The sequence below is a fragment of the Enterococcus sp. E4-150 genome, assembly GCF_035726465.1.
In the GTDB taxonomy this organism is placed as follows: domain Bacteria; phylum Bacillota; class Bacilli; order Lactobacillales; family Enterococcaceae; genus Enterococcus_B; species Enterococcus_B faecium.
Window position 1 is genome coordinate 13,512 of record NZ_JAPRGK010000013.1, and the last position, 24,216, is coordinate 37,727.

Genomic DNA, 24,216 nt, shown 5'->3' on the forward strand with positions numbered 1-24,216 from the left:
GATACAATTATAGTATATAGGCTAAGAGGGACTGAAAGATGATAGGATTTGAAGTATTGCATTATGAAACCATTAATGAAACAATTCAGTGTGTAGAATCTATATTAAGTAATGTTATTAATCCAGTAATTGTAGTAGTTGATAACGCCTCTTCAAATAACTCAGGAAATGAATTGATAGAGAAATTTAAGAGTTATGATAATGTATTTGTACTAATAAACGAGAAAAATCTTGGATTTGCTAAAGGAAACAATATTGGATACAAGTTTTTGCGAGAAAAATTTGATTTAGATTTTATATGTTGTATTAATAATGATACAAAATTATTAAATAGTAGTTTTGAAAAAAAAATAGAAACTGTATACAAAGAAACAAACTTTGGAGTTTTGGCTCCAGAAGTTATTTTATCTGATGGTTCAATTCAAAGTTTTAATCCTAAGTTATATAGTTTAAATTATTACAATAAGGAATTAGAGAAATGGAAAAAGTGTATAACATATAAAAAATATGCAGATGAACAAGGTTTTTTGTTCAAAACTATAAATAGATTTCCCAAATTTATGCTAAAAATCAGGAGAATAAAACAAAATTTAATTAAACCTTATCCATCCGAACTGAAAGATGTAGTTTTACATGGTTGTTTTTTAGTTTTTTCTAAAGATTATATAAATATTTTCCAAGAAGCTTTTAATAGTAATACTTTTATGTATAGAGAGGAAGAATTGCTCTTTATAAGAGTTAAACGAGCTGGACTAACTACTATATATAGTAATAATATAAAAATTTTGCACTTAGAAGATGCAGCAACTAATTTTTTGTTTGCAGATAGAGAAAGTAAATATAGTTTTCAAAGGAAAAATCAAATCCAATCTTTAAATATTCTTTTGGAAGAGATTAATAATATAAAATAAACTTTTTGTGTTGTTAGGCTTAAAATAAAGAATTACAGGAAGAGGAATAATATGAACCGTTCTATAAAAAAAAATGTAATACTAAATGTAATAAGACAAGGGTGTTCAATAGTTTTTCCATTAATAATTTTTCCTTATATCTCTAGAGTGTTAGGACCTGAAAATTACGGAAAATACAGTTTTATTTTGTCAATTGTAAATTATTTCACCTTATTTGCTATGTTGGGTATAAACACATACGCTATTAGGGAAGGAGCTAGAATAAGAAATAACAAAGACTATTTAAATAAATTTGCAAGTGAAATAACAACGATAAATTTTATCTCAATGGTAATATCAATCATTGTTTTAGGGATTCTGACAATTATATATAGTAAATTATATGAATACAAGGAGCTATTGCTAATTTTATCATTTATAATTCCTTGTACAATGTTAGGAAGAGATTGGATTAATAATATATTTGAGGATTTTTTATATATTACTGTAAGATATGTACTGCTACAATTACTTGGAATAATTGCAATATTTATATTTGTACGCAATAGTAATGATTACATAATATATTCTCTAATTTATATGATTAGTATCTCTTTTGGATATATAATTAATCTTTTTTATACCCAGAGATATATAAAATTTAGATTTACGAATAAGATTAATTTAAAAGAACACTTAAAACCAATTAGTATTCTTTTTGTAGGACAGTTAGCGACTACTATATATATACAATCAGATATAACTATGTTAGGAATCATGAAAACTGAATATGATGTGGGTATATACACAGTGGCATCAAAAATTTATACAATTATTAAAGGATTGTTGAGTGCTATAGTGAATGTTATTATACCTAGAATGGGATATTATTTAGGACAAGGTGATAAATATAATTATAATTTGATAATAAACAAATTGTTCACATATTTATTTTCATTGGTATTCCCATTAATGGTTGGTTTAATTTGCATGAGTAAAGAAATTTTGATGTTAGTTGGAGGAGAACAATACTTGAAAGGAGCATTAGCGCTAGAAATTTTAGGAATTGCACTTGTATTTGCTGTTATATCAGGATTTTGGTGTAATGCTATCTTAATCACCAATCGACAAGAAAAATCTTTTCTTATTATTACCGTTTTTTCAGCAATGATAAATATAGGATTAAATATATTACTGATACCTTCTTACAGTATTGTTGGAGCAGCAATAACAACATTAATATCAGAAGTGATTGTTACAGTTTTATCAATAATAAAAGGGAGAAATTACTGTGATATTAGTATAAAGAGAAAAAATATTTTTTCTGTTTTTATAGGAACTATTTTAATATGTTTAGTATGTATATTTTCTAAATTTATAATTTATAATTATATCATAAGACTAATAGTTTCAATTTTAGTATCAATAATAATTTATTATATTGTTCTGCGAATAATGAAAAATGATTTGGCAATTAAAAAATAATGGATCTATTTTTAATTAGTGTTATTCGTTAAATGATATTGGTGAATAAAAAGGGACATCTTATCTGTTCATTTTATTATTGTCTTTAAACATAGTTAAAATCGCAAAGCGAGTAAAATATTAACTTACTTGCTATACAAGTGGAAAATGGCAAATTAAACCCGTATAAACTGATTGTGTAATACGCTGTATTCATATCAAAATGTAAAAGAAAAATTATTTATAGTCAATATCGAGTAAGTAATGAAATTCTTATCAAGAAGTTATGTTAAATATAAAGAGATAGAAATATTAGAAGAAAACGTTATGTCAGAACAGGTCTGTCTATAACTGAGTATTCCAATTATATAACCATCTAAGATGGATGTATAATTTATAAGGAAAAACTGATGGATGATTTTTGATAAGCATGTAAATATGAGTTTGGAAATCGACATTTTTGGGTAGAAGTATATTATGCGAATACAGTTGGATTGAATGAATCGACCACAAAAAATATGTTCAAGAACAAGAAAAACATGAAATCGTACTAGATAAACTGAGTATCAGAGAAAACGAGGAGCTTTTTAAGCGAGAGTAAGTAAAACCTACTACGTTTTTAAAGGTGTTGAAACGTAGCAAGGAGCAATAGGGATTGAACAAGAAATGAGAAAGCAAGCGTCATTAGGCGCTTGCCAAAAATAGAGGGGTTATAGTCCTTGTTCAATTTACCCTTTAGAAAGGGGGATGATTAATCCCGCTGAAATAAATCTCTAGTGTATACTTTTTCTTTTACATCATTAAGAATACTATCATATCGATTAGCAATAATACTATGACTTATGCTTTTAAATTTTTCTAAATCATTTATTACTTTTGAACCAAAAAATGTACTACCATCTTTAAGTGTTGGCTCGTAAATTATCACAGTGGCTCCCTTTGCCTTGATTCTTTTCATAATACCTTGAATAGAAGATTGACGGAAGTTATCCGAATTACTTTTCATTGTAAGCCTATAGACTCCAATAATCACTTCTTTTTCTAGAGACAAATCGAAAGTATTGTCATCATCGTAAGAATAATATCCAGTTTTTTGAAGCACGCGGTCTGCTATAAAATCTTTTCTTGTTCGGTTACTATCGACAATTGCACTCATCATATTTTGAGGTATATCGTTATAGTTAGTTAGAAGTTGCTTTGTGTCTTTTGGTAAACAATAGCCACCGTATCCAAAAGAGGGATTATTGTAATGAGTGCCAATTCTTGGATCGAGACATACTCCATTGATAATATCTTTGGTATTTAATTCTTTCATTTCTGCATAAGTATCAAGTTCATTGAAGTAAGATACTCGAAGTGCAAGGTAAGTATTAGCGAATAATTTCACTGCTTCAGCTTCTGTGAATCCCATGAAAAGAGTTTCGATATCTTTTTTGATTGCTCCTCCTTGAAGTAAATCTGCAAAAGTTTGAGAGGCTTCTAGTAAAGTTTTGTCATTTTGGTCCGTGCCAACAATAATTCGCGAAGGGTATAGATTGTCATATAATGCCTTAGATTCTCTTAGAAATTCTGGGCTGAATAGAATATTTTTAGTATTGTATTTTTTACGAATACTTTCGGTATAGCCTACGGGTACCGTCGACTTGATGACCATTATTGCCTTCGGATTGACTTCTAACACCAATTTAATTACTGACTCTACAGCAGAAGTGTCAAAATAATTTTGTTTACTATCATAATTTGTTGGAGCAGCAATGACAACAAAATCGGCTTCTCTATAGGCGGCTGCACCATCAGTCGTTGCAATTAAATTGAGATTTTTTTCAGCTAGATATTTTTCAATGTAATCGTCTTGTATTGGAGATTTCTTATTGTTAATTTGTTTTACTTTTTCAGGAAGAATATCTACTGCTGTTACCTGATTGTGCTGGGCAAGAAGAGTAGCAATGGAAAGTCCTACATAACCAGTACCGGCTACAGCAATATTCTTCGACTGATGTTTTATACTGTTTGATTTATTTGATTCATTTATAAATAGATCTGTTGGTTCAAAATTTAGAACTTCTGCTAATGATTCTAATTGTTGTATTGACGGAATAAAATCGAGAGATTCTAATCGACTAATTAAGGCACGGTTGATACCAGTAGCTACTGCAAGTTGTTGTTGTGTCATTTTCAGAGATTTTCTAGAATCAATAATGATTTGAGCTAAACGTTTTTGAGATAACTTTTTCATGATGCACTCCTTCTTTTGTTGCTATTAATAACAAACAATTTTTTCTTCTATAACAGAATAGCTTATTATTAATAAAACTGTCAATTTTTTTATTGATTAAAAAGATATTTTTTGGTTTTAAGTATTTTCAATTATTTTTTGTTACTTAAAGTAACTTTATAGATTGTGAATAACTTTATACATAAAAAGTTTCCGTGAGTCCATACAATATAAAGAATAAAAAATGTGATGTTTTAAACTGTAACCAACCATAATAAACTGCTTTTCAATTCTCCCCCATACGCAATACATAGGCGTCAAGCAAGATTCTCGCGATGATCTAGAGAGGCAAACGTGACCGTACTTCATAATCAGGGAAATAAGAACCTTCTGGTTTGAAACCTACGAGATTGATCTCGCAATAGTCTTTCAGTGTAGAGGAATGATTGGCTGTAACTAGAATCGAACCAATCTCTGCATCATAGCAATTCTTTGCGGCGGTGACGAGTTCTTTTGTCTCGCCGTTCAAAGAAACAAAAATAACGCTGTCTTTCTTAGTCAGTTTCTGACTGATGCTTTTGATAATTTCTGGATCAGTATGCATTTGACAATTTTTTCCCGTTAATTGAAGTTTTACCAGCATTTCTTGGCCAATCATTTCTGAAAATCCTCGGGCAAAGACAAAAACCCGGTCAGCAAATTTGATTCTTTGTATCGCATCCTCAATGTTTCCGATTTCCAACATATTGATCGTACGTACCACTTCTTGTTCATTTTTTAGAATGGCTCGGCGGATACCTTTGTCTACTTTATCTAAGAAAGAAAAATTGATGTTCTTGTTTTCTCCTTCTTTTAGATGATGCTTAAACGAAGTAAACCCTTCATAGCCTTTCTTTTTCATTGTCCGCACAATGGTGGCTGTTGAGACATTTGCTTGTTCACTTAGTTTCGCGATGGAGTAGTTAGGGATCTCTAGGATGTGGTGTTCGATAAAGTTCCAGAGGTACTGTTCTGTTTCACTTAATTTGTGATCCATATTCTTTCCTTCTTTCACCAAAAGTTAGTTAAAAAATAGCACGACGAGTTTATAAATGTAAAGGTTTTCTTTGCGTTGGGACGATTAAGAAAACATTTTCTCTTTCGCGTATTTCATAATAGAGTCAAGGAGGTCATTGGTTATGTCTATCTACACATGCACGATGAATTTGGCAATTGATCTATTTATTGAAACAGAGGAGATGCATCCTTTTATGGTAAATCGCACAAAAGAGGATGACATTCAGGCAAACGGAAAAGGAGTGAATGTGTCACTAGTATTAAAGATGCTAGATTTCCCAAGTACGGCATTTGGTTTTTCTGCTGGGTTCACAGGAAAGTATATAGAAGACTATTTACAGCAGAAACAAATCCAAACAGAGTTTATTGAAGTGCCTGGTATGACGCGTATCAATGTATTTACACAAGTCAATCAAACGAAAGAAGAATACAAATTAGTGAATCAAGGACCTGAAATACCGCAGACAGCTGTCCATAATTTTTTAAATCAAATAAGAGCATTACAAAAAGAAGATTATCTTTGTGTTTCTGGGAGTTTACCAAGAGGGCTGTCTCCAAAGGTTTTAATAGAAATCAGTCGGATTTGTCAGGAAAAGGGGATTCATTTGATTATTGATAGTAGTGATCAAGAAGTCATGGATTGTTTACCCTATCGACCGTTTTTGCTGAAACCAAACGAGGAAGAACTTTCTTCTTGGTTCGGACGAAAAATGGTTACAGATGAAGATTACTTTGTTTATGGACAACGACTAGTAGAGTTAGGTGCAGAAAATGTTTTGTTATCCCTCGGTGAGAAAGGAGCGATTCTTTTTACGAAAGACAGGGTGTTTAGAGGAAACTCGCCAAAAGGAAAAGTTGTCAATACAGCATGTGCAGGTGATACCATGTTAGGCGCTTTTTTAGCAGGATACATGAATCGACGACCACTTGATGAAACGTTACGTAAAAGCATAGCAGCAGGCAGCTCAACCGCTTTTCGCAAAGGATTAACAGATTTTTTAGATGTGGAGGAATTAAGTAAACAAATCAAAATCAGGGAAGAGAGGTTCGAAAGATGGGAAAATATCAACTAATTGCAGCAACCGGTTGTCCGACAGGAATTGCGCATACCTACATGGCGCAAGAAGCATTAGAACAAGCAGCTAGGAAAAAAGGCATCACGATCAAAGTAGAGACCCATGGACAAATTGGGATCGAAAATGAATTAACGGCTGAAGAAATCAAACAGGCGGATGCTGTCATTATTGCCGCAGACAAAGATGTCCATTCAGAAAGATTTGCGGGAAAACGAGTCATTGATGTTTCTGTCAGTACAGGAATCAAGGATGCACAACGGCTGATTGACGAGGCATTGGCAGGAAAAGGTACTGTCTTAGCAGATAATGAAGCTGTTGATACTTTAGAACCAGAAGTGATGAGTGGTGCTAATTTTGGTCGTAGCATCTATAAAAATTTGATGAATGGTGTCTCTCATATGTTGCCTTTCGTGGTAGCTGGCGGAGTATTGATTGCTATTTCATTTGCCGTTTGGGGAATCTATTCTTTTGATCCAGATCATGCACAATACAATGCTACAGCGGCAATGGTAAAAGCAGTTGGCGATGCAGCAATGGGAATGATGGTTCCAGTTTTAGCAGCTTATATTGCAGAAGGGATCGCGAAACGTCCAGGGTTAGTCGTTGGATTTGTTGGTGGAATCGTAGCCATGAATGGCGGTACTGGATTTTTAGGAGGTATTTTAGCTGGGTTCTTAGCAGGTTATTTTATCTTATTTTTGCAAAAGCTACTGACAATTTTACCTAAACAACTAGATGGCTTGAAGGCAATCTTCTTATATCCAGTTATTGGTGTAGCATTTATTGGCATTGTGATGTCTTTGCTGGCAGGTCCAATGAAGGCTATAAATGAAGGAATGATGAGCTTTTTAGCTGGATTTGAACATTCGAATCCACTTGTTCTTGGCGTGATTGTTGGCTGTATGTGTGCGTTTGATATGGGAGGACCGGTTAATAAGGCGGCATATGTAACAGGAACAGCTCTTTTGGCACAAGGAAACACGACTTTTATGGCTGGTGTGTCAGCAGCTTGTATTGCACCACCGTTGATTACTGGTTTTGCTACTTTATTGTTTGGTAAATACTTTGATACCAATGATCGTAATGCAGGTTTGGTTAATTTTATTTTAGGATCAACTCATATTACGGAAGGAGCTATTCCGTTTGCTGCGAAAGACCCGATCCGAGTGTTACCCACGATGATGTTAGGCTCATCAATTGCTGCTGTCTTGACTTATTTGTTTGGCGTCCAAGTTCCAGCAACACATGGCGGTTTTTTAGTATTACCTGTAGTAACAGGAAAAATCCAATGGGTTACAGCGATTCTTATTGGTTCGATCGTTGGTGGAGTGATACTAGGATTAATCCAAAAGAAAAGAGTAACTGATAAAGACAAGAAGATGGATAGTAAAGCAGCAAATCGTACAGTTATCGAAAAAGGAAGAGCAGGAGACTTATCATGACAATCATTCATGAAGAGAACATTTTTTTACAACAGCCATTAGATAGTCAAGAAGAAGCATTTAAGTTTTTAGCAAAGCAAACATTCTGTTTAGGAATCGCTCATGACGAAAAAGAAGTATATCAAAAACTTCTAGAAAGAGAAAAAGAAGGTACTACAGGAATAATATCAGGTTTTGCTATCCCTCATGCGAAGTCTCAAACAATCAACGAACCTAGTATGATTATCGTCACACTGAACAAAGGAATTGAATGGAACAGTTTAGATAGACAGTCAGTTGATTTTATTTTTGCGTTATTTATTCCAGATTCAGAAGCAGGAACGACTCATTTGAAATTATTGTCTCTCGTTGCACGATCATTGATGCGAAAAAGAGGTTACAGAACAGTTGAGAAAAGCATAATCAAAAACAGAAATAGCCACAATATTAACTAAAGAAATAGGTGAAGATCTATGAAGAAGATGAGTATAGAAAAGCAGGAACGTTTGAAGCGATTGACGGATGAAGCTGGAATTATTAGCGCGTTAGCAATCGACCAGCGTGGTGCTTTGAAGAAAATGATCAACCAATATAAAGAAGCTACATCAGAAGACATCATCCAATTTAAACAGATGGTTTCTCAATACCTGACTCCCTATGCCTCAGCTATTTTACTTGATCCAGAATACGGCCTGCCTGCAGCAGCGCTTCGAGAGAAAGAATGTGGCTTGCTGCTAGCTTATGAAAAAACCGGCTATGATACGAAAATGCCGGGAAGATTACCTGATTTATTGAATATTTGGTCGGTGAAAAGGTTAAAAGAAGCTGGTGCGGATGCTTGTAAATTTTTATTGTACTATGACGTTGATGAACCAGCAGAGATTAATGTGCAAAAACAAATAGTTATAGAACGGATTGGTTCAGAATGCGAAGCAGAAGGCATACCTTTCTTTTTAGAGATCCTTTCTTATGATGCAACTATTGGCGATCCGTCTTCTCTTGCCTATGCAAAAGTAAAACCACATAAAGTTATTGAAGCCATGCGAGAATTTTCAAAAGAACGTTATCAAGTGGATGTATTGAAAGTAGAAGTGCCAGTGAATATGAGATTTGTGGAAGGATATGGGCAAGAGACTTGTTATAGTCAAGCAGAGGCATCCGCGTATTTCTATGAACAATCGAAAGTGACTGAACAACCGTTTATTTTTTTAAGTGCGGGAGTCAATGCTACGCTATTTCAAGATACATTACGTTTTGCAAAACAATCAGGTTCGACATTCAATGGTGTCTTATGTGGGCGAGCAACATGGGCGAAGGGAGTGGCACCTTTTGTTACCGAAGGCGAAAAAAAAGCGAGTAGTTGGATGTTAGAAGAAGGAAAACAAAATATTAAGGAATTAAGTACATTATTAAAAGAAACAGCAACACCTGTCTACGTTGATAGATAAGAAAAAGTTGTTTCTTCATAAAAAGATGCTGCTGCAATTAGATAGCGATCAATCGATGATTCAAATTAAACATTCACTTAAATAAAAATATCGACCAGATTTCTTTTTCAAAAATCTTGGTCGATATTTTTAATTGCTAAAACTGTTAATGAATTTTTATTACACTCTTATTTACTATCTACTTCCGCTTCTGTTGCTTTCCTGCGTTGCGGCCTTTGTTGTTTGTACTGTTTTTTGGTTGTTTGATTTGTTTTGTTGCTTGTTTGTTGTTAGCTGGCTTTGCTGATTCTGTCACGTCTTTTCTTGGAGTGACGACTTGTTTTGGCGGGTTTTGTTTCAACTCTTCTGCCACTTGTGCTTTCAAACGTGGTTTCATCATAACGTTTGTGATGAATGTTTGCAGACAGCTGAACACACCACCGACTACCCAGTAAAGTGTAACACCGGCTGGCGCACTGATCGACATGAAGACGATCATAGCAGGAGAGACGATCAGCATCGTACGCATCGTCTTTTTCTGTTCTTCAGGAATACCGATTGTTGAAATATATCCTTGAAGCAGATAAGCGACCCCTGCAATGGCCACAAGCACCATACTTGGTGAGCCTAGATCGATGCCGTAAAAAGATGATTCACGGATACCTTCTGTGTAGCGTGCTGTAAAATACAAGGCAGAGAAGATCGGCATTTGGATCAATAGAGGCAGACAGCCGATTCCGCCGGTCATACTCAATCCATTTTCGCGATATACTTGCTGCATTTCTGCTTGTGCTGCCATTTGTTCTTCACGTGTTGTTGCAGCTTTTAGCTTTTGCTGTGCTGCTTCAACTTGTGGTTTTAACGCTTGCATTTTTTCAGATTGGATCATTGTTTTTTTCGATTGACTGATACCTAGTGGCAAGATGATGATACGAACGATCACAGTCATTGCAATAACTGCCCAGCCGTAAGACCAATTGAAATTCTCAACTAGATATGTAATCGCTTGGCCCATAGGATGGACGAGTACTCGATAAACGATTCCTGAAGTGTCAGGGTTTCCGCTTGAATCCATCCGCACACAGCCAGATAAAAAGAGCAGGATACTGACAAGTCCGGATCCCAATAACCAGTTTTTCCATTTATTCATAGAATACTTCCTCTTCTATAATTTTTACACAAACTTAACTATACTAAAAAAGCGCATGGAATTCAATCAACTTCATAGAAATTTCATATAAATATTCGTTCTTTTTCGTAGCGAAAAATTTTGAAAAAAAGACAAAAAATCAAGAAAGAAATACTTGGAAAGAAAAGAGTGATTCCATGTGTTTCTTTCTTATTTAAAAAACTAAAAACTTTTTTGTTCTGTCTGGAAAATATGGGTTAAGCAAATTCATTGCAAGTTATAGATCAGCTTTTTTACTACCTGTCTTTAATACTTGAGGCAAAGCGCCTCAAAAACAACCTTATCGACGGTGTTCAAAAGTCAGTTTCTCGGTATTAAGTCAAATTTATGCAAAAATGTGGAAAGCCATTTTCACAAAATTTTCCTTAATACTCAAAACTAAGCGACTTTTTCACAACCAGTCCTTAATGCTTGATGCAGACCAGCTTTTTCACAACCTTATTGACGGTGTTTTATCAGCTGCCTCTCGGTATTAAGTCATTACATTTCAAAATATGAGAAGCTATTTTGAAAATGTTTCTCCTTAATACTCGAGGCAAAGCGCTTCAAAAACAACCTTATCCCACCACATCAAATTTCTTTCGTTCCTCAATCATCGGATCTTCTTGGACATCCACATACTGCACTCGTCCACTTGGGCTCGGAGACTTCTTGACTTCTTCGATAAATTTTTGGATGATGTCGTCATTTCCGATTGCTTCGATTGTGACTGAGCCGTCGTCTTCGTTTTTTACCGTTCCGGTCACGCCTAACTGATCAGCAACCATCTTGGTCATATAGCGAAATCCCACGCCCTGGACACGTCCTTGGACATTCATTTTAACTTTGCGCATGTTCGTCACCTTTCTTTCCTGTTTTATAAATCAATGATACCGATTTTTTTAGGATGAAACAAGCTCAAGCACCTATTCCATGATATAATCAGGTGAGGTGAAGGAATGTGAAAGAGATCCAATCAGCAAAAAATCCAAGAATCAAAGAATTAAAAAAACTACATAAAAAGAAATACAGAGAAGAAAAGGCAGAATATCTTTTGGAAGGGTTCCATCTGATCGAAGAAGCTGCGTCGTCTGATGCAGAAATAAAAGAACTTTTTGTGACACAGAGAGGTATGAAAGAATGGGGAGACTGGCTGGCTGTAAACAAAGAGATTTCTACTTTTCTAGTTTCAGATGAGGTCATGACCGCTATGTCAGATCTACCTACACCGCAAGGGATCTTAGCAGTGATGACGTTAACATCTGAAGATACGCCAGATTTTTCAGGAGGCTGGCTTTTACTAGATAATGTACAGGATCCTGGAAATGTGGGAACGATGATCCGTACGGCAGATGCGTTTGGTATGGCTGGTGTTTTATTAGGTAAAGGAACGGCAGATATTTATAGTACAAAGGTACTGCGAAGCATGCAGGGAAGCAATTATCATTTGCCTGTGTTACAAAAAGATTTGGCAGATGTAATCCCTGTAATGAAAGGCAAAGGGTTTACGGTGTACGGTACAGAATTAAATGAAGAAGCACATGCATTAGACAAAGTAGAAAAAACAGAGGATTTCGCTATAATCATGGGAAACGAAGGTCAGGGAGTAAGTCAGGAAATCTTGTCTTTGACTGATCAGAACGTATATATCCCAATGAAAGGAAATGCGGAATCATTGAATGTCGGAGTCGCAGCAGGGATCGTTCTTTATCATTTTTCTTTATGATTAAGGAACTATTAAGCTTTAGCTATTTTATCTAGAGCGACTAGAATAATCCGAACACTGGTGGTATACTTAGATCAATTTCAGAAGAAAATGAAATTCAAAAAGGTGGCAGATCGATAATTATGACAGAAAAATGGCGTGAAGACGAAGAATATATGTCTTATGTACAAGATCTTTTAGAAACAGAAGCAGTGAAAAAATTAGCGAATTACACACAGCATGTTCATTCCACTCGTTTGGAGCATTCCATCAGTGTTTCTTACTATAGTTATCTGCTCGCAAAAAAATGGGGTGGCAATGCTAAAGCAACAGCGCGTGCTGGACTTTTGCATGATCTGTTCTACTATGATTGGCGTACGACGAAATTTGACGAGGGGACACATGCGTATATCCATCCAAGAATTGCTGTAAAGAATGCAGAAAAAATCACCGATTTGTCGGATCTTGAGCGAGATATCATTTTGAAGCACATGTGGGGTGCAACGATCGCACCGCCTAAGTATAAAGAAGGATATATCGTGACATTCGTGGACAAATACTGCGCAGTCAAAGAAGCGGCTCAGCCCATGTCTGCAAGTATGCGTAAGAGATGGCAACGTTACTTTGGGAAAGAATCCTCGATTTAACAGGTAAAACCAATAATAGACCATATTGAGGTTGTGACAGAAGTGGTCAGCTTCAAGAAATAAGAAGGAATTTACGAAAATTGCTTCTCAAATTTTTGTGAAGTTTCGGCTTATTTTTCGAAGAATCTACTTCTGGAACACCATTCATTCGAAACAAGGGACTTTGACACGACTTTTGTCACAGTCCTTTTTTCTGTTTGCAGTTGACTATCTGTTCAAGATACGGTTTACTTTTATTTATCGAATGAATCATGTACATAGAAGAATAAGCATTAAAGGGGGTGATGATAAGATGCAAAACGTATCTTATTTAAAAGAGTCCGGGATCTTCAGGTAACACATACTTTGCAGAAGATCACTTTTTTCTACAAAGTATGCACTTTGGTTAGAAGAAAGGACTTTAAAATCATGGAACAAACAATAAAACCATACCAATATTTTTTTATAAAAAGAGAAGTAGAACAGTTATTAAATGCGTACTCATCTGTCAATGATCCAAAAACGGTACAAACAGTTCAGGCACTAGCAACTGAAAAGATTCGAGACATATTAGATCACGAACTGCCAGAAATCGATACATTTTTAACGACAGTTTTAGACGTAAAACTGACAAAAGCGCAAGCAGAAAGAGCATTGGAGAAGCTGAAGCAAATCGTTCAGCCGTTTATGCAGCCTAGCAAACCACAAATCGAGAAATTATTCCGAAAAGTGAAAAAACTCAAACAACCAGCTTGGAATGAAATCGACTTGCAAGAACATACGTACATCGGCTGGAATGATCCAGGTACGCAGAAAAAATTCATGATCTATTACGAAGATGAAAAATTAAAAGGGATTAGCGGTACTTTATCACCAACGATAAATAAGGGAATCTGTGCAATCTGTCAGAAAACATCGAATGTTTCGCTTTTTCTTTCTACAACGAAAGCAGGTTCTGATGGCACGTATACGAAAAAGGGGAATTATATTTGTCATGATAGTGACCAATGTAATCAACAGTTAACGAAATTGGCTCCTTTCTATGAATTTGCTGAACGTGTAAAGAAAGAACGATAATTTTATTGTTTTTTACAGAAAAATATGCTATCTTTTAATGGAAGTGAATAGGTGATGGTGTTCGCCTTTAAATGCTAACGAAAGATAGCTAATGACGCCTACTAAAGTCTGGGGACAGCCCCTTTCTTTAGTAGGCGTTTTTTTATTGAGGAGGAATTTTTTATGGAAAAACAATTACCGAGTCCAGTGCGCATTTTAGTGTACATGCTGAAGTGGCTGGTGATCACAGCGATTCTCGGTATATTCATGGGGAGCTTGTCTGCTTTTTTCTTAAATAGCCTGACAGTTGTGACAGATATCCGACTATCACATCCTTGGCTCCTTTATCTACTACCAGTTAGTGGTGCGCTTTTTGCTTATCTCTATGCGTATCACGGCGGACTTTCTAGTCGTGGAAACAACTTAGTGATCGATCAAGGAAATGGTGGAGAAGAAAAAATCCCGTTGCGACTTATTCCACTTACACTGTTTGGAACCATAACTACCCATTTATTTGGTGGATCTGTTGGCCGTGAAGGAACAGCAGTCCAAATGGGGGGAGCGTTAGCAGATAATACAGCACGTTTGTTCCGATTGGATAAAGCAGAACGGGAAATCTTGATTATCAGTGGAATCAGTGCGGGTTTTAGTTCTGTATTTGGCACACCTTTAGCTGGAACATTATTTGGATTAGAAGTGTTGGCAATCGGGAAAGTCCGAACAGAAGCGATCTTCCCTAGCTTCTTTGCTGCACTGTTTGCAAATTTCATGACGGAAAGCTATGGTGTTTCTCATCTACATTACCAAATGGGTGTGATTCCTGAATGGAGTATGTTGCTGTTCTTCAAAGTTTTTGTTGCTGGGATTGCTTTTGGTTTGATTGGTTGGGTATTCAGCCGTTCGATCGTCTTTTTAAAAGCACGGTATGCGCAATGGATTCCTCACCCTGTTTGGCGAAATACGATAGGTGGAGCTGTAGTTGTGGCAGCAGCATTGATCTTGCAAACACAACGTTATCTCGGATTGAGTCTTCCGTTACTTCAAGAATCATTTAATGGACAGGCACATGTCTATGATTTTATTGGGAAGTTATTCTTCACAGTTTTGTCTTTAGGCGCGGGATATCAAGGGGGAGAAGTGACACCATTGTTTGAAATTGGTGCAACGCTTGGTGCAGCACTAGCGCCTTTGCTCCATGTTTCTGTTCCTTTTCTTGCAGGATTGGGCTTTATCGGAGTATTTTCTGGTGCGACAAATACACCGATTGCCTGCTTTGTGATGGGGATCGAATTGTTCGGTTCACAAGCGGCAGTATACTTCTTTATGATCTGCTTGATCAGCTTTATGTGTTCAGGCAACAGCGGTATTTATTCTGCTCAGCAAGTAGCGGTCAAAAAAGGGATACTCTTTTTGCCAATAGTTAAGAGAATGAAAGAAAAAAACAAGGTGTGACATATGTTTTGTCACACCTTGTTTTTTTAGAAAAGTAAAGTAATCAGCGATAAGAATGCGGAGCCTGCGAAAAGCAATCCGCAAATGATCATATGTCTTTTTTTGTTCATCATCAAGATGGCGATGTATTCTCTCAAAAACGCATTAGGCAAGTAGTAGAAAGCTGTTTTTGCACCAATACCATTTGCTTTCAATTTGGCTTGCCGCGCATAAAGACCGGCTCTAAAAATGTGGTAATTGTTGGAACTGAAGATCGCGCGGTATGGCCCTTTCATTTGCTGATCCATGATTTCCTTTGAATAGAGCATGTTCTCCAAAGTGGTTGTCGAATTGGTTTCGACAAGAATGTCTCTTTCAGGGATTCCTTGTTCCATGGCATATTGTTTCATCGCAATGGCCTCTGGTAATTTTTCGTCTGCTCCTTGCCCACCAGACATCAATAAGATGGGCGGATTTAATGTAGCACGGCTTTGAGCCCGATAAAAAGCAATTGCCTTATTGATTCGCTTGGCTAGAAGAGGAGAAACTGTTTCTCCATTGATCAACCCAGCGCCTAACACAACGATGAAGTCTTGATTGTATCGAGGCCGGTTGAACTGATACAAGAATGAGACAGTCAAAAAGTTGTAGAATACGATAAATAGATAGATCAAGATCAGGGGAACGCAGAAAAACAAAGCATTTATCCATTGCGGCAAATATTTTAACAAGAAAAAGTCAAAAACAAGAAACAGTGTAAGAAAAATGGCTAGTATCAACGTTAAAAGATTAGCTAATGAATGCGATTCTCTACGTAAAACTGTGACCCCGTTCCAAAAAAGTAAAACAATCAATCCATAAATACCAAATAAAAGGACAAGTAGCAATGGAATCGTGATCAAGGCGATCAGTCCGCCAAGGAAAATATTTTGCGTTTCATACAGCAAGACAAACAAGTAGATGCCGAAACTGATGAGGAAAATATTGAATAAAAGACCATTCAGCAGCCTTCGTTTTTCTGTGAAATAAGAAAAAGCAAAGATACTAAAGAACAACAATGGAATCAAAAAATAAAAGGTCGAATAAAAAATTTCCAACACGACAAAATAAGTTAAGATTACCGTAAATGTCCACGTACTGCCGTAAAAGAACAAGGAAGGATCCTTCTTCTGTTTTCGCCAATAAACGATAGAGAATACCCCAATAAGATAGAGAACTAAAAAGATCAGATCTCTGGTTAGATTCATAAATTCAACTCCTTTTTCTTATACAGTATAACGAAAATAGATGAAAAAAGCTGTTATTTAAACTAGAAAAAGCAAAAAAACATCTTTCCGATGGAAAGATGCTTTTCTTATTGTTCAATTAAAACAAGTTGCCGAAAAATTCTGCGACGCGTCGCCAGCCAATCACGAACATATTCGCTTTTTCCACTGTTTTATCCGTAATGATCTCTGTCGATGGCGCATTGTTGTCTTCTAAATAGCCTAATTTATCGTCTGCCAAGGTGATCGTAGCGGTACCGATTTTTGTACCTTTATCCATAGGTGCTTGGATCTCGTTGTCAGTGACTTGCTTCTTGTCAAGTGTTGGCGTGATCGTTAATTTGCCAGTATCCATATCGTTTCGTACCCATACTTTTACAGGGCTTTTAAGCACAACAGGAACTGTTGATTCTTTTCCGTCTTTTACATCAATGGTTTTTAGGCTAGGAATACTTGCGTTAGCTTTTCCGAGCTCTTTTTCTGACCAATTGTCATAGCAGTAGTCCATCAAACGGTCTGTTTCATTGAAGCGGGCACTCGGGTTTTCCGCATGGCCGTCCGCATTCAATACGACAGTGATGATCCGTTGATCGTTTTTAGTGATCGTACCAACGAAACAAGCACCTGCAAGCTCAGTCGTACCAGTTTTTAATCCGTCCACGCCTTCCTTGTAATTAACGAATCCTGGGAGCATCCAGTTCCAGTTGACCATTTCCACTGGTGATTGCGTGTTTTCGCCAAACATTTGGGTCGTAGTACTTGATACATCCAGTATTTCTGGGAAATCCAAGATCAAATGGCGGGCAACGATGGCCACATCTTGAGCAGACATTTGATTTTCGTCGTTTTCTCCAGTGCCTTCTGGTCGGTTTTCGCCAAGATAAGAGTTATTCAGTCCTGATGCATTAACGATCGTTGCATCTTTGATTCCCCAATCTTTCAATTGTTCTTTCATTCGTTCAGTGAATTTAGCTTCGCTGCCAGAGATTTTTTCTGCCAAGGCCACCATTGAAGCATTGGCTGACTGGATGATTGCAGAGTCGAATAATTCTTTGACAGTGTAGGTGTTTTCTTTATGCAAAGGAACATTCGATAAATCTGGGGTGATACTCAAATTTTCTGCATAATCTGAAATCGAAACTTTATCATCCCATGATAGTTTTCCTTCTTTTACTTGATCAAGAACGATGTAAAGACCGATGATTTTTGTGATTGAAGCGATCCCCATGGTTTTTTCTCCATCTTGATCATAAAGAATCTTACCGCTTTGCGCATCTACAGCAAAAGCTGCTTTTGCATTTACTTTGAACGTATCTTCAGCTTGCACAGCAACAGCTGGTAGAAAAGAAGCAAGGCAAAGAATGAGACTAGCCAATAATAGGACTAGACGTGTTTTTTTTATGGACATATCCGATCTCCTTGTAATTAATTTGTTTCGCTACAAATTAAAATTTTATCAGAGAGGGGAGAGAGTTTCAATGTTTCTGAAAAAACTTTAGGATAAGAACGCACGTTATGGAAGGTTAGCGGTCGTTTTTACGTACTTTTACAGGAATAGGCTGTGTTTCCGCATCTAATAAGCGGGAAGCGCTGAAAGCAAATAAACTGATAATACTTAATAAACTGAAAATCATAATCAAATGCATAAGATCCACCTCTTTTATTCTTTTTCTTAGTTTATCAGCATTTCATGAAGAATAGTTGAAGACTGGGGATAAATAATTGAGGAAATTATGAAGATAACTTAAAAAAATAGCTAAATTTAAAACCGTAGAAACCGTTTTATTTTTTTAGATACGTTTTATTGTATGGAAAAATAGTGTTGTGGTAGACTTTAGATAGAAACAAAGGAATGATTTTTTTAGGAGGGGTACGTTTATGGCAAAAAAGGATAAAGAATTATTGTCACAATTGACTTCAGAAGGCGCTAAAGGACCATTCGTCACGATTATGCTGAATACGCATGTCGCCCATCAAGATGTGGAAAAAGATCAGATCAAATTCAAAAATTTTGCGAAAGAAGCAAAGAAACGTTTTGAGAAAAAATATTCCGAACATGACTGGTCCCCGTTCCAAGAAAAAATTGAAAATTTGTTAGGAGATCCTTCGTTTTGGCGTAGTGCAACTACGAGTGTAGCGGTCATTATAACTGCTGACCAAACCTATATCCATCGTTTGAGTATCCCGGTAGACGATCAATACTATGTAAGTGATCTTCCTTATTTACTGGCTATTATCAAAAATGGGCAGTTCAACTATTCTTATTATTTATTGGGATTGAACCGCGACTCCATGAAATTGTATGAAGTCAGCAACAAACAAGTAAAAGAAGTATCTCTACCAGAAGGGGCACCGGTTGATGTCGTTACTGCATTGGGATCTGAACTGACAGGTGGCGGTTTGAACTTCTCTTCTAATGGAGGAGGCGGAGCCCGAGATGGAGTAACTTTCCATGGCGTAAATCCAAAAGATGAAGAAGTAGAGATCGATTGGGTCAACTATTACCAAGCAGTTGATACGTACTTGAAGGATTCTTTCGAAAATCCAGAACAATGGCCGATTTATTTATTTGCTCTACCAGAAAATCAGACGATGTTCAAAAAAATTGCTAAAAATCCCTATTATTGTGCAGACGTTGCGATTTCTGCTTCTCCTGCGCAGCTATCCTTTAGAGATATCGAAGAAGGGGCGAAGAAGCTGTCAAGTGAACTCGCAGCTCAAGAATCAAAAGAATACAATAAACTCTTAGATAAGAAATTCATCGATCAGTTAGTTGATATCGTTCCAGCTGCGAAAGAAGGAAAAGTGTCACATTTATTTATCGCTACGTCAAACTTAGCTGATGGTTTCGGTGAAGATCCTGAAACAGAATATGATCGGCGTCAAGTGTTGAATGCATTAGCAGATGATGTGATCATTAATGGCGGAAAAGTGTTTATTTTGGATCAAAAAGATGCGCCAGATGAAAAGAGTCTGACAGCGATTCTTCGTTATTAAAAGAGGTTGTGAAATCAGTGTTTTGACCTGAGTATTAGAGAAACAAACGGAAAAATAGTTTCACATATTTTGCCGTTTTTTGAGCTAATACCGAAGGTCAGCTGATTAAACACCGTGTATGAGAGGTTGTGAAAAAGCTGTTCTGCATCAAGTAATAAGAACAGCAAGCAAAAATAGCTCTTCATATTTTTTGTTTGGTGGGCTTATTACCGCAGATGCAAGCTTTTGAACACCGTTTAAGGAAGAGGTTGTGACAGAAGTGGTCAGCTTCAAGAAATAAGAAGAGATTGACAAAAATTATTTCTCAAATTTTTGTGAAATTTCGGCTTATTTCCGAAGAAGCTACTTCTGGAACACCGTTTAAAAAAGAGGTTGTGACGTGGTCACGACCTCTTTTTGACGATTATGATACAAAAAACATCATTTATGAACAAAATGTGAATAACGGGCGTTCTTGAGATATGATTTTAATTGGGAAAAACTTATCGATAAGGAGGTCTTTATGAAAAAAAGACTGTTATGGTGTTTGCTGTTTCTATCCCTAAGTTTAACAAGTCAGCCAGTTTTTGCTGAAGAAACACAGCGGTCTCCTATTACAGGCACACGTCTGTACAAAAATGTTTATGTACAGACACCAAATCTTGATTCTGCGATTCCTGAAACAGAAGAACGGTCTTTGCAGCCAAGATTTGGTTACTTTTGGTACTGTCCGACCTGTGATTATGAAAGTTGCTGGCATTTCTTACATTCTACAGCTGCAGCTTTTGCTTTTACTCATACTCAGAAATATGATGGACATCATCCTGTTATTTATGAGGTATAGATATGAGCAAAAAAGAAAAACTAATCTCGTTGATCGTATTGGTTTGCCTTGTTCTTCTGGTCACTGTCATAGGCTATCAGAAATACCATGAGAACATCAGACCTACTAAAGAATCTTCCCCAGCCTCGACCGTTGAAACAGAACCGATAAGTAGTCAGAAAGAATAATTTTTTTAGTTTAAAGAAGAACATCAGAGCAAAAAAACACCAACTGAACAATATGTCGTTTATTTTAAAAAAAGTTCGGTTTTTCACTTTATGTAATCGCTGAGAAAACTTTTTTTAATAAAAAAAGTCGAAAAACTCTAGCTTTTTTGTAAACGGTATGATATACTATAGGAGTAGTTTTTGTTCGGTAATCTGTGGTAGCTTGTTTCAAATAAACATCTTCCAGATATACACCATTCAAGTAATTGCAAAATATGTGTTGATACACAAGGAGGATTTTTATTATGGAAACAGGTACAGTAAAATGGTTTAACTCAGAAAAAGGATTTGGATTCATCACTGCAGAAAACGGAAACGATGTATTCGTTCATTTCTCAGCTATCCAAGGCGACGGATTCAAAACTTTAGAAGAAGGCCAAGCAGTAACTTTCGATGTTGAAGAAGGCCAACGCGGACCTCAAGCAACAAACGTTACTAAAGCTTAATTAATCTATACTAAAAAATAAACGCCCAGACATTTGCGTGTCTGGGCGTTTTTGTCTATTTTCTTTAAAAAGCGATGAGAGTATTTTTCTGCACTTTGTAGTATAATTTCAAAAGAACATTAGAGGCAGGAGAAGAGGAAGATATTTTGAAACCAAGAACTTATGCAGTCGTTGATATCGAAACGACTGGGACGAATCCAAAAGAAGATCGGATCATCCAATTTGGCTGCGTCATGATTGAATCAGGTCGGATCACTTCACGTTTTTCGATCGATATTCATCCAGGGCGGAAGATTTCAAAACAAATCCAGCATTTAACAGGGATCACGAATCAACGCGTCCAAAAAGCGCCTTATTTCGAAGATGTCGCCCAAACGATTTACAATCTTTTGGCAGACACCATATTTGTCGCGCATAATATTTATTTTGATTATAATTTTTTGAACCATGAACTCATGCGATGCGGACTTCCTAGTTTGAAGATACCAGGCATCGATACAGTAGAACTTGCACAAATTTTCTTGCCGACGGAACCAAGCTTTCGCTTAGCTGATTTGTCAGAAAGCCTTGGATTTATTCATGAGAATCCTCATCAGGCAGATAGTGATGCCGAAGTGACAGGTCAACTTCTTTTGCTGATCGAAGAACGGATGAGAAAATTGCCAATCATCACGTTAGAGCAGATTGCGCGATTAAGTAGACACACAGGTATGGATACGAGTCGTTTCATTTATCATGTGATTGAAGAAATGAAAGAAAAACCAGAGCCACTTGATCCCTCGTTAGAAATCGTCGATGGGCTAGCTTTGCAGAAAAAAGAAGTGGAACTATTCACATCCGTCCATTATGGCGAGCGGACATATCCAAGAAAAAAACAAGCAAAAGAAAAAATGTTTGGTAAAACACTGATGTATCGAAAAGAACAGAACAGACTGATGAATGCGGTCTACGACCATTTCACAAAAGATGAATCAAAAGATTTGATGATCGAAGCAGCTACAGGAATGGGTAAAACAATCGGTTATCTGCTGCCATTGAGTTATTTGGCTACACCTGAAAAACCCGCTGTCATCAGTACCGTTTCGCTAGTTTTGCAGCAGCAGATCATAGAAAAAGACATTCCATTGCTGAATCAATTGCTAGATCAGCCCATACAACCTGTAATTATCAAAAGCTATCGCCACTATATTGATTTACAGCGTTTTAAAGGCACACTTGTGGAACCGCCAGAACAAAAACAATATGCTTTGTATCAAATGGCGGTCTTAGTTTGGCTGACGCAAACGAAGACCGGTGATTTGGATGAATTACATTTAACAAATTTGAACCATTCATTCTTTGCAGATATCGCGCACAGAGGTATTGGATTTTTAGCAAGAAATCAGTCATTTTACGAACAAGACTTTGTTCGTTTCTTGCAAAAGAAAATCAGGCAAAGTAATTTTTTGATTGTCAATCATGCGTTTTTAATACAAGAAACACAGCGAAAAGAACCATTGCTTCCAGCTAGTCCATTTTTGTTGATCGATGAAGTACATCATTTGCCGGAAATCGCTGAAAAAGTAAATGACAAACGATTAAGTATTAACTATTTCCATAAACAAATCCAGCAATTAGAAGAACCAAATCAGCTGTTTGACCGAATACAAAGCTATTTACCGAAAGAACATGAAGCCTTACGCTGGTTATCGATTTATCGAGAAGAACTTTCTGCGCTATGCGAAGCACAGATTTGTATGGCAGAAGGATTAATGAGTTTAGTGAGCGGCAAGCAACCTAACGGACAGTATCCAGAAGAAGTCATGATGACAAAAGAGATGTTGGATCAGCTGCCACTGGAATCTGGGACAGCCATTGATCACCTGCAGCTTTTTTATCAGGAGATCCAGCAGCTACAGTCACAAATGCGTCTGACTTTTGAGATTATCCAAGAAAGCTGGACAAACCAGATGCGGATCGATTTAGCAAGTTTATATAGCTTATTTGATCAATTAGACAAGCAGTACTTGCTGATGGATCAATGGCTGGAAGACTGGCGAGATCATTTGATCCATTGGTTCGTTCCTGGGAACACAGCGCAGCAGATGATTTTTCATCTCCATGATTTTCAAGCGGCTATGTTGCCGTCGACTGTTTGGTATCCTCGATATGATCGTATTCTTTATATTGGAGGAACGCTGAAGATCGGCCCTAATCGACACTATCTCTCTAAGCGGCTTGGCATTGAAGCAGCACCTCTTAAAGTGATTGCCTCTCCTTATGATTATGAGAAACAGGCAAGGATCTATGTGCCAAAAGAGGCACCTGCCGTCCATCAAGTCAGCAATCAAGCATATATCGATTATCTAGAGACAGCACTTACAGGTCTGATCGAACAAGAAGATCGGCCAATACTTGTGTTATTCACTTCTCATGATGTTTTGCAGAAGGTCTATCAGAAAATGCATCTGTCTATGCTAGAAAAAGGACGAGAAATACTAGCTCAAGGGTTTGGCGGAAGCCGGGAGAAGCTTTTGAAACGCTTCATTTTGTCAGAAAAAAGCGTATTGTTTGGCGCTGACAGCTTTTGGGAAGGTGTAGATTTGCCTGGAGATGCTTTGCAGATCGTTGTAGTCACACGTTTACCCTTCGATAATCCGCTTCGCCCGATGGTCAAAGCTAGGAACGCTTATTTAGAATCAGAGGGGATCAATCCTTTTTACCAGGAATCCGTACCTAAAGCAGCTTTGAAGTTACGCCAAGCATTAGGTCGCTTGATAAGGACGGAGACAGATCGTGGCGTATTGCTTATTTTGGATCGAAGACTAGTCACTGCAAAATATGGTGCACGGATCATCCATGCATTACCGAAAAAAGTACCGATCAAAGAGCTAGCTATGGAGGAAATCTACCAGGACATCCAGGAATTCTTAAAGAAAAATGAAGAAGGAAGTTAGAGGAGCTG

At 36.7% G+C, this 24,216-nt stretch carries 20 protein-coding genes, 2 pseudogenes and 1 riboswitch; of the genes and pseudogenes, 15 read left to right on the top strand and 7 right to left on the bottom strand.

Features of this window, described 5'->3' with window-relative positions:
- Nucleotides 1–38 precede the first annotated feature (38 nt).
- The 3 genes and pseudogenes from OZ002_RS10645 to OZ002_RS10655 form a co-directional block, all read left to right on the top strand.
- Nucleotides 39–911 (top strand): glycosyltransferase, encoded by an 873-nt coding sequence (locus tag OZ002_RS10645; RefSeq protein WP_104770999.1) that lies wholly within the window; start codon nt 39–41, stop codon nt 909–911.
- A 51-nt stretch (nt 912–962) separates the two neighbouring features.
- Nucleotides 963–2,375: a flippase gene (locus OZ002_RS10650; RefSeq protein WP_104878790.1), complete on the top strand. Its 1,413-nt coding sequence runs from the start codon at nt 963–965 to the stop codon at nt 2,373–2,375.
- Between the two features lie 182 nt (nt 2,376–2,557).
- Nucleotides 2,558–2,955, top strand: a pseudogene (locus OZ002_RS10655) (transposase); the annotation flags it as partial.
- Nucleotides 2,956–3,105: 150 nt separating this feature from the next.
- On the opposite strand, the gene OZ002_RS10660 reads toward OZ002_RS10655, so the two are convergent.
- On the bottom strand, nt 3,106–4,590 hold the full coding sequence (locus OZ002_RS10660) for a nucleotide sugar dehydrogenase (protein WP_174125190.1): 1,485 nt from the start codon (nt 4,588–4,590) through the stop codon (nt 3,106–3,108).
- 319 nt (nt 4,591–4,909) lie between these two features.
- Nucleotides 4,910–5,605, bottom strand: coding sequence for a MurR/RpiR family transcriptional regulator (locus OZ002_RS10665; protein WP_325083286.1), 696 nt, complete (start codon nt 5,603–5,605; stop codon nt 4,910–4,912).
- A gap of 142 nt (nt 5,606–5,747) precedes the next feature.
- On the opposite strand from OZ002_RS10665, the gene pfkB reads away from it, so the two are divergent.
- From pfkB to lacD, 4 genes and pseudogenes are all read left to right on the top strand, one after another.
- Nucleotides 5,748–6,698: a 1-phosphofructokinase gene (gene pfkB / locus OZ002_RS10670; RefSeq protein ID WP_104873740.1), complete on the top strand. Its 951-nt coding sequence runs from the start codon at nt 5,748–5,750 to the stop codon at nt 6,696–6,698.
- The gene (locus OZ002_RS10675) at nt 6,680–8,143 is read left to right on the top strand and encodes a PTS fructose transporter subunit IIC (RefSeq protein ID WP_325083288.1); all 1,464 of its coding nucleotides are present in this window, start codon (nt 6,680–6,682) and stop codon (nt 8,141–8,143) included. Before pfkB ends, OZ002_RS10675 begins: the two co-directional genes overlap by 19 nt.
- Nucleotides 8,140–8,545: pseudogene (locus OZ002_RS10680) on the top strand (fructose PTS transporter subunit IIA). The gene OZ002_RS10675 and the pseudogene OZ002_RS10680 overlap by 4 nt, the downstream one beginning before the upstream one ends.
- Before the next feature lie 50 nt (nt 8,546–8,595).
- Entirely contained in the window at nt 8,596–9,570 is a 975-nt protein-coding gene (lacD, locus tag OZ002_RS10685; RefSeq protein ID WP_002330076.1) for a tagatose-bisphosphate aldolase, read from the top strand.
- A 178-nt stretch (nt 9,571–9,748) separates the two neighbouring features.
- On the opposite strand, the gene yidC is transcribed toward lacD, so the two are convergent.
- Together yidC and OZ002_RS10695 are read right to left on the bottom strand one after the other, a co-directional pair.
- On the bottom strand, nt 9,749–10,699 hold the full coding sequence (yidC, locus tag OZ002_RS10690; protein ID WP_325083290.1) for a membrane protein insertase YidC: 951 nt from the start codon (nt 10,697–10,699) through the stop codon (nt 9,749–9,751).
- Between the two features lie 596 nt (nt 10,700–11,295).
- Nucleotides 11,296–11,571 (bottom strand): acylphosphatase, encoded by a 276-nt coding sequence (locus OZ002_RS10695; protein ID WP_002289551.1) that lies wholly within the window; start codon nt 11,569–11,571, stop codon nt 11,296–11,298.
- Between the two features lie 107 nt (nt 11,572–11,678).
- On the opposite strand from OZ002_RS10695, the gene OZ002_RS10700 reads away from it, so the two are divergent.
- The 4 genes from OZ002_RS10700 to OZ002_RS10715 all read left to right on the top strand — a co-directional run bounded on the left by OZ002_RS10700 (nt 11,679) and on the right by OZ002_RS10715 (nt 15,556).
- Complete coding sequence (locus tag OZ002_RS10700; protein ID WP_002327792.1) at nt 11,679–12,443, top strand: TrmH family RNA methyltransferase; 765 nt, start codon at nt 11,679–11,681, stop codon at nt 12,441–12,443.
- A 122-nt stretch (nt 12,444–12,565) separates the two neighbouring features.
- A complete protein-coding gene (locus tag OZ002_RS10705; protein ID WP_002289559.1) occupies nt 12,566–13,069 on the top strand; it encodes an HD domain-containing protein in 504 nt (167 codons plus the stop codon).
- Nucleotides 13,070–13,477: 408 nt separating this feature from the next.
- The gene (locus OZ002_RS10710; RefSeq protein ID WP_325083291.1) at nt 13,478–14,125 is read left to right on the top strand and encodes a FusB/FusC family EF-G-binding protein; all 648 of its coding nucleotides are present in this window, start codon (nt 13,478–13,480) and stop codon (nt 14,123–14,125) included.
- A gap of 41 nt (nt 14,126–14,166) precedes the next feature.
- A riboswitch (Fluoride riboswitch) is annotated at nt 14,167–14,233 on the top strand.
- A 54-nt stretch (nt 14,234–14,287) separates the two neighbouring features.
- Nucleotides 14,288–15,556: a voltage-gated chloride channel family protein gene (locus tag OZ002_RS10715; RefSeq protein ID WP_002327344.1), complete on the top strand. Its 1,269-nt coding sequence runs from the start codon at nt 14,288–14,290 to the stop codon at nt 15,554–15,556.
- A 26-nt stretch (nt 15,557–15,582) separates the two neighbouring features.
- Here OZ002_RS10715 and OZ002_RS10720 read toward each other — a convergent pair whose 3' ends face one another.
- From OZ002_RS10720 to OZ002_RS10730, 3 genes are all read right to left on the bottom strand, one after another.
- On the bottom strand, nt 15,583–16,782 hold the full coding sequence (locus tag OZ002_RS10720; protein ID WP_325083292.1) for a YdcF family protein: 1,200 nt from the start codon (nt 16,780–16,782) through the stop codon (nt 15,583–15,585).
- 118 nt (nt 16,783–16,900) lie between these two features.
- Nucleotides 16,901–18,208 (bottom strand): serine hydrolase, encoded by a 1,308-nt coding sequence (locus OZ002_RS10725; RefSeq protein WP_002302201.1) that lies wholly within the window; start codon nt 18,206–18,208, stop codon nt 16,901–16,903.
- A 115-nt stretch (nt 18,209–18,323) separates the two neighbouring features.
- On the bottom strand, nt 18,324–18,446 hold the full coding sequence (locus OZ002_RS10730; RefSeq protein WP_002296297.1) for a hypothetical protein: 123 nt from the start codon (nt 18,444–18,446) through the stop codon (nt 18,324–18,326).
- Between the two features lie 232 nt (nt 18,447–18,678).
- Between OZ002_RS10730 and OZ002_RS10735 the strand changes: the two genes are divergently transcribed.
- The 4 genes from OZ002_RS10735 (at nt 18,679) to OZ002_RS10750 (ending at nt 24,208) form a co-directional block, all read left to right on the top strand.
- Nucleotides 18,679–19,797, top strand: a complete 1,119-nt coding sequence (locus OZ002_RS10735) for a baeRF6 domain-containing protein (protein ID WP_002294874.1) — start codon at nt 18,679–18,681, stop codon at nt 19,795–19,797.
- A gap of 502 nt (nt 19,798–20,299) precedes the next feature.
- Nucleotides 20,300–20,620, top strand: coding sequence for a hypothetical protein (locus OZ002_RS10740; RefSeq protein WP_002301940.1), 321 nt, complete (start codon nt 20,300–20,302; stop codon nt 20,618–20,620).
- A 451-nt stretch (nt 20,621–21,071) separates the two neighbouring features.
- Entirely contained in the window at nt 21,072–21,272 is a 201-nt protein-coding gene (locus OZ002_RS10745; RefSeq protein ID WP_002288762.1) for a cold-shock protein, read from the top strand.
- A gap of 146 nt (nt 21,273–21,418) precedes the next feature.
- Nucleotides 21,419–24,208, top strand: coding sequence for a helicase C-terminal domain-containing protein (locus OZ002_RS10750; protein ID WP_002301942.1), 2,790 nt, complete (start codon nt 21,419–21,421; stop codon nt 24,206–24,208).
- Nucleotides 24,209–24,216: the final 8 nt, after the last annotated feature.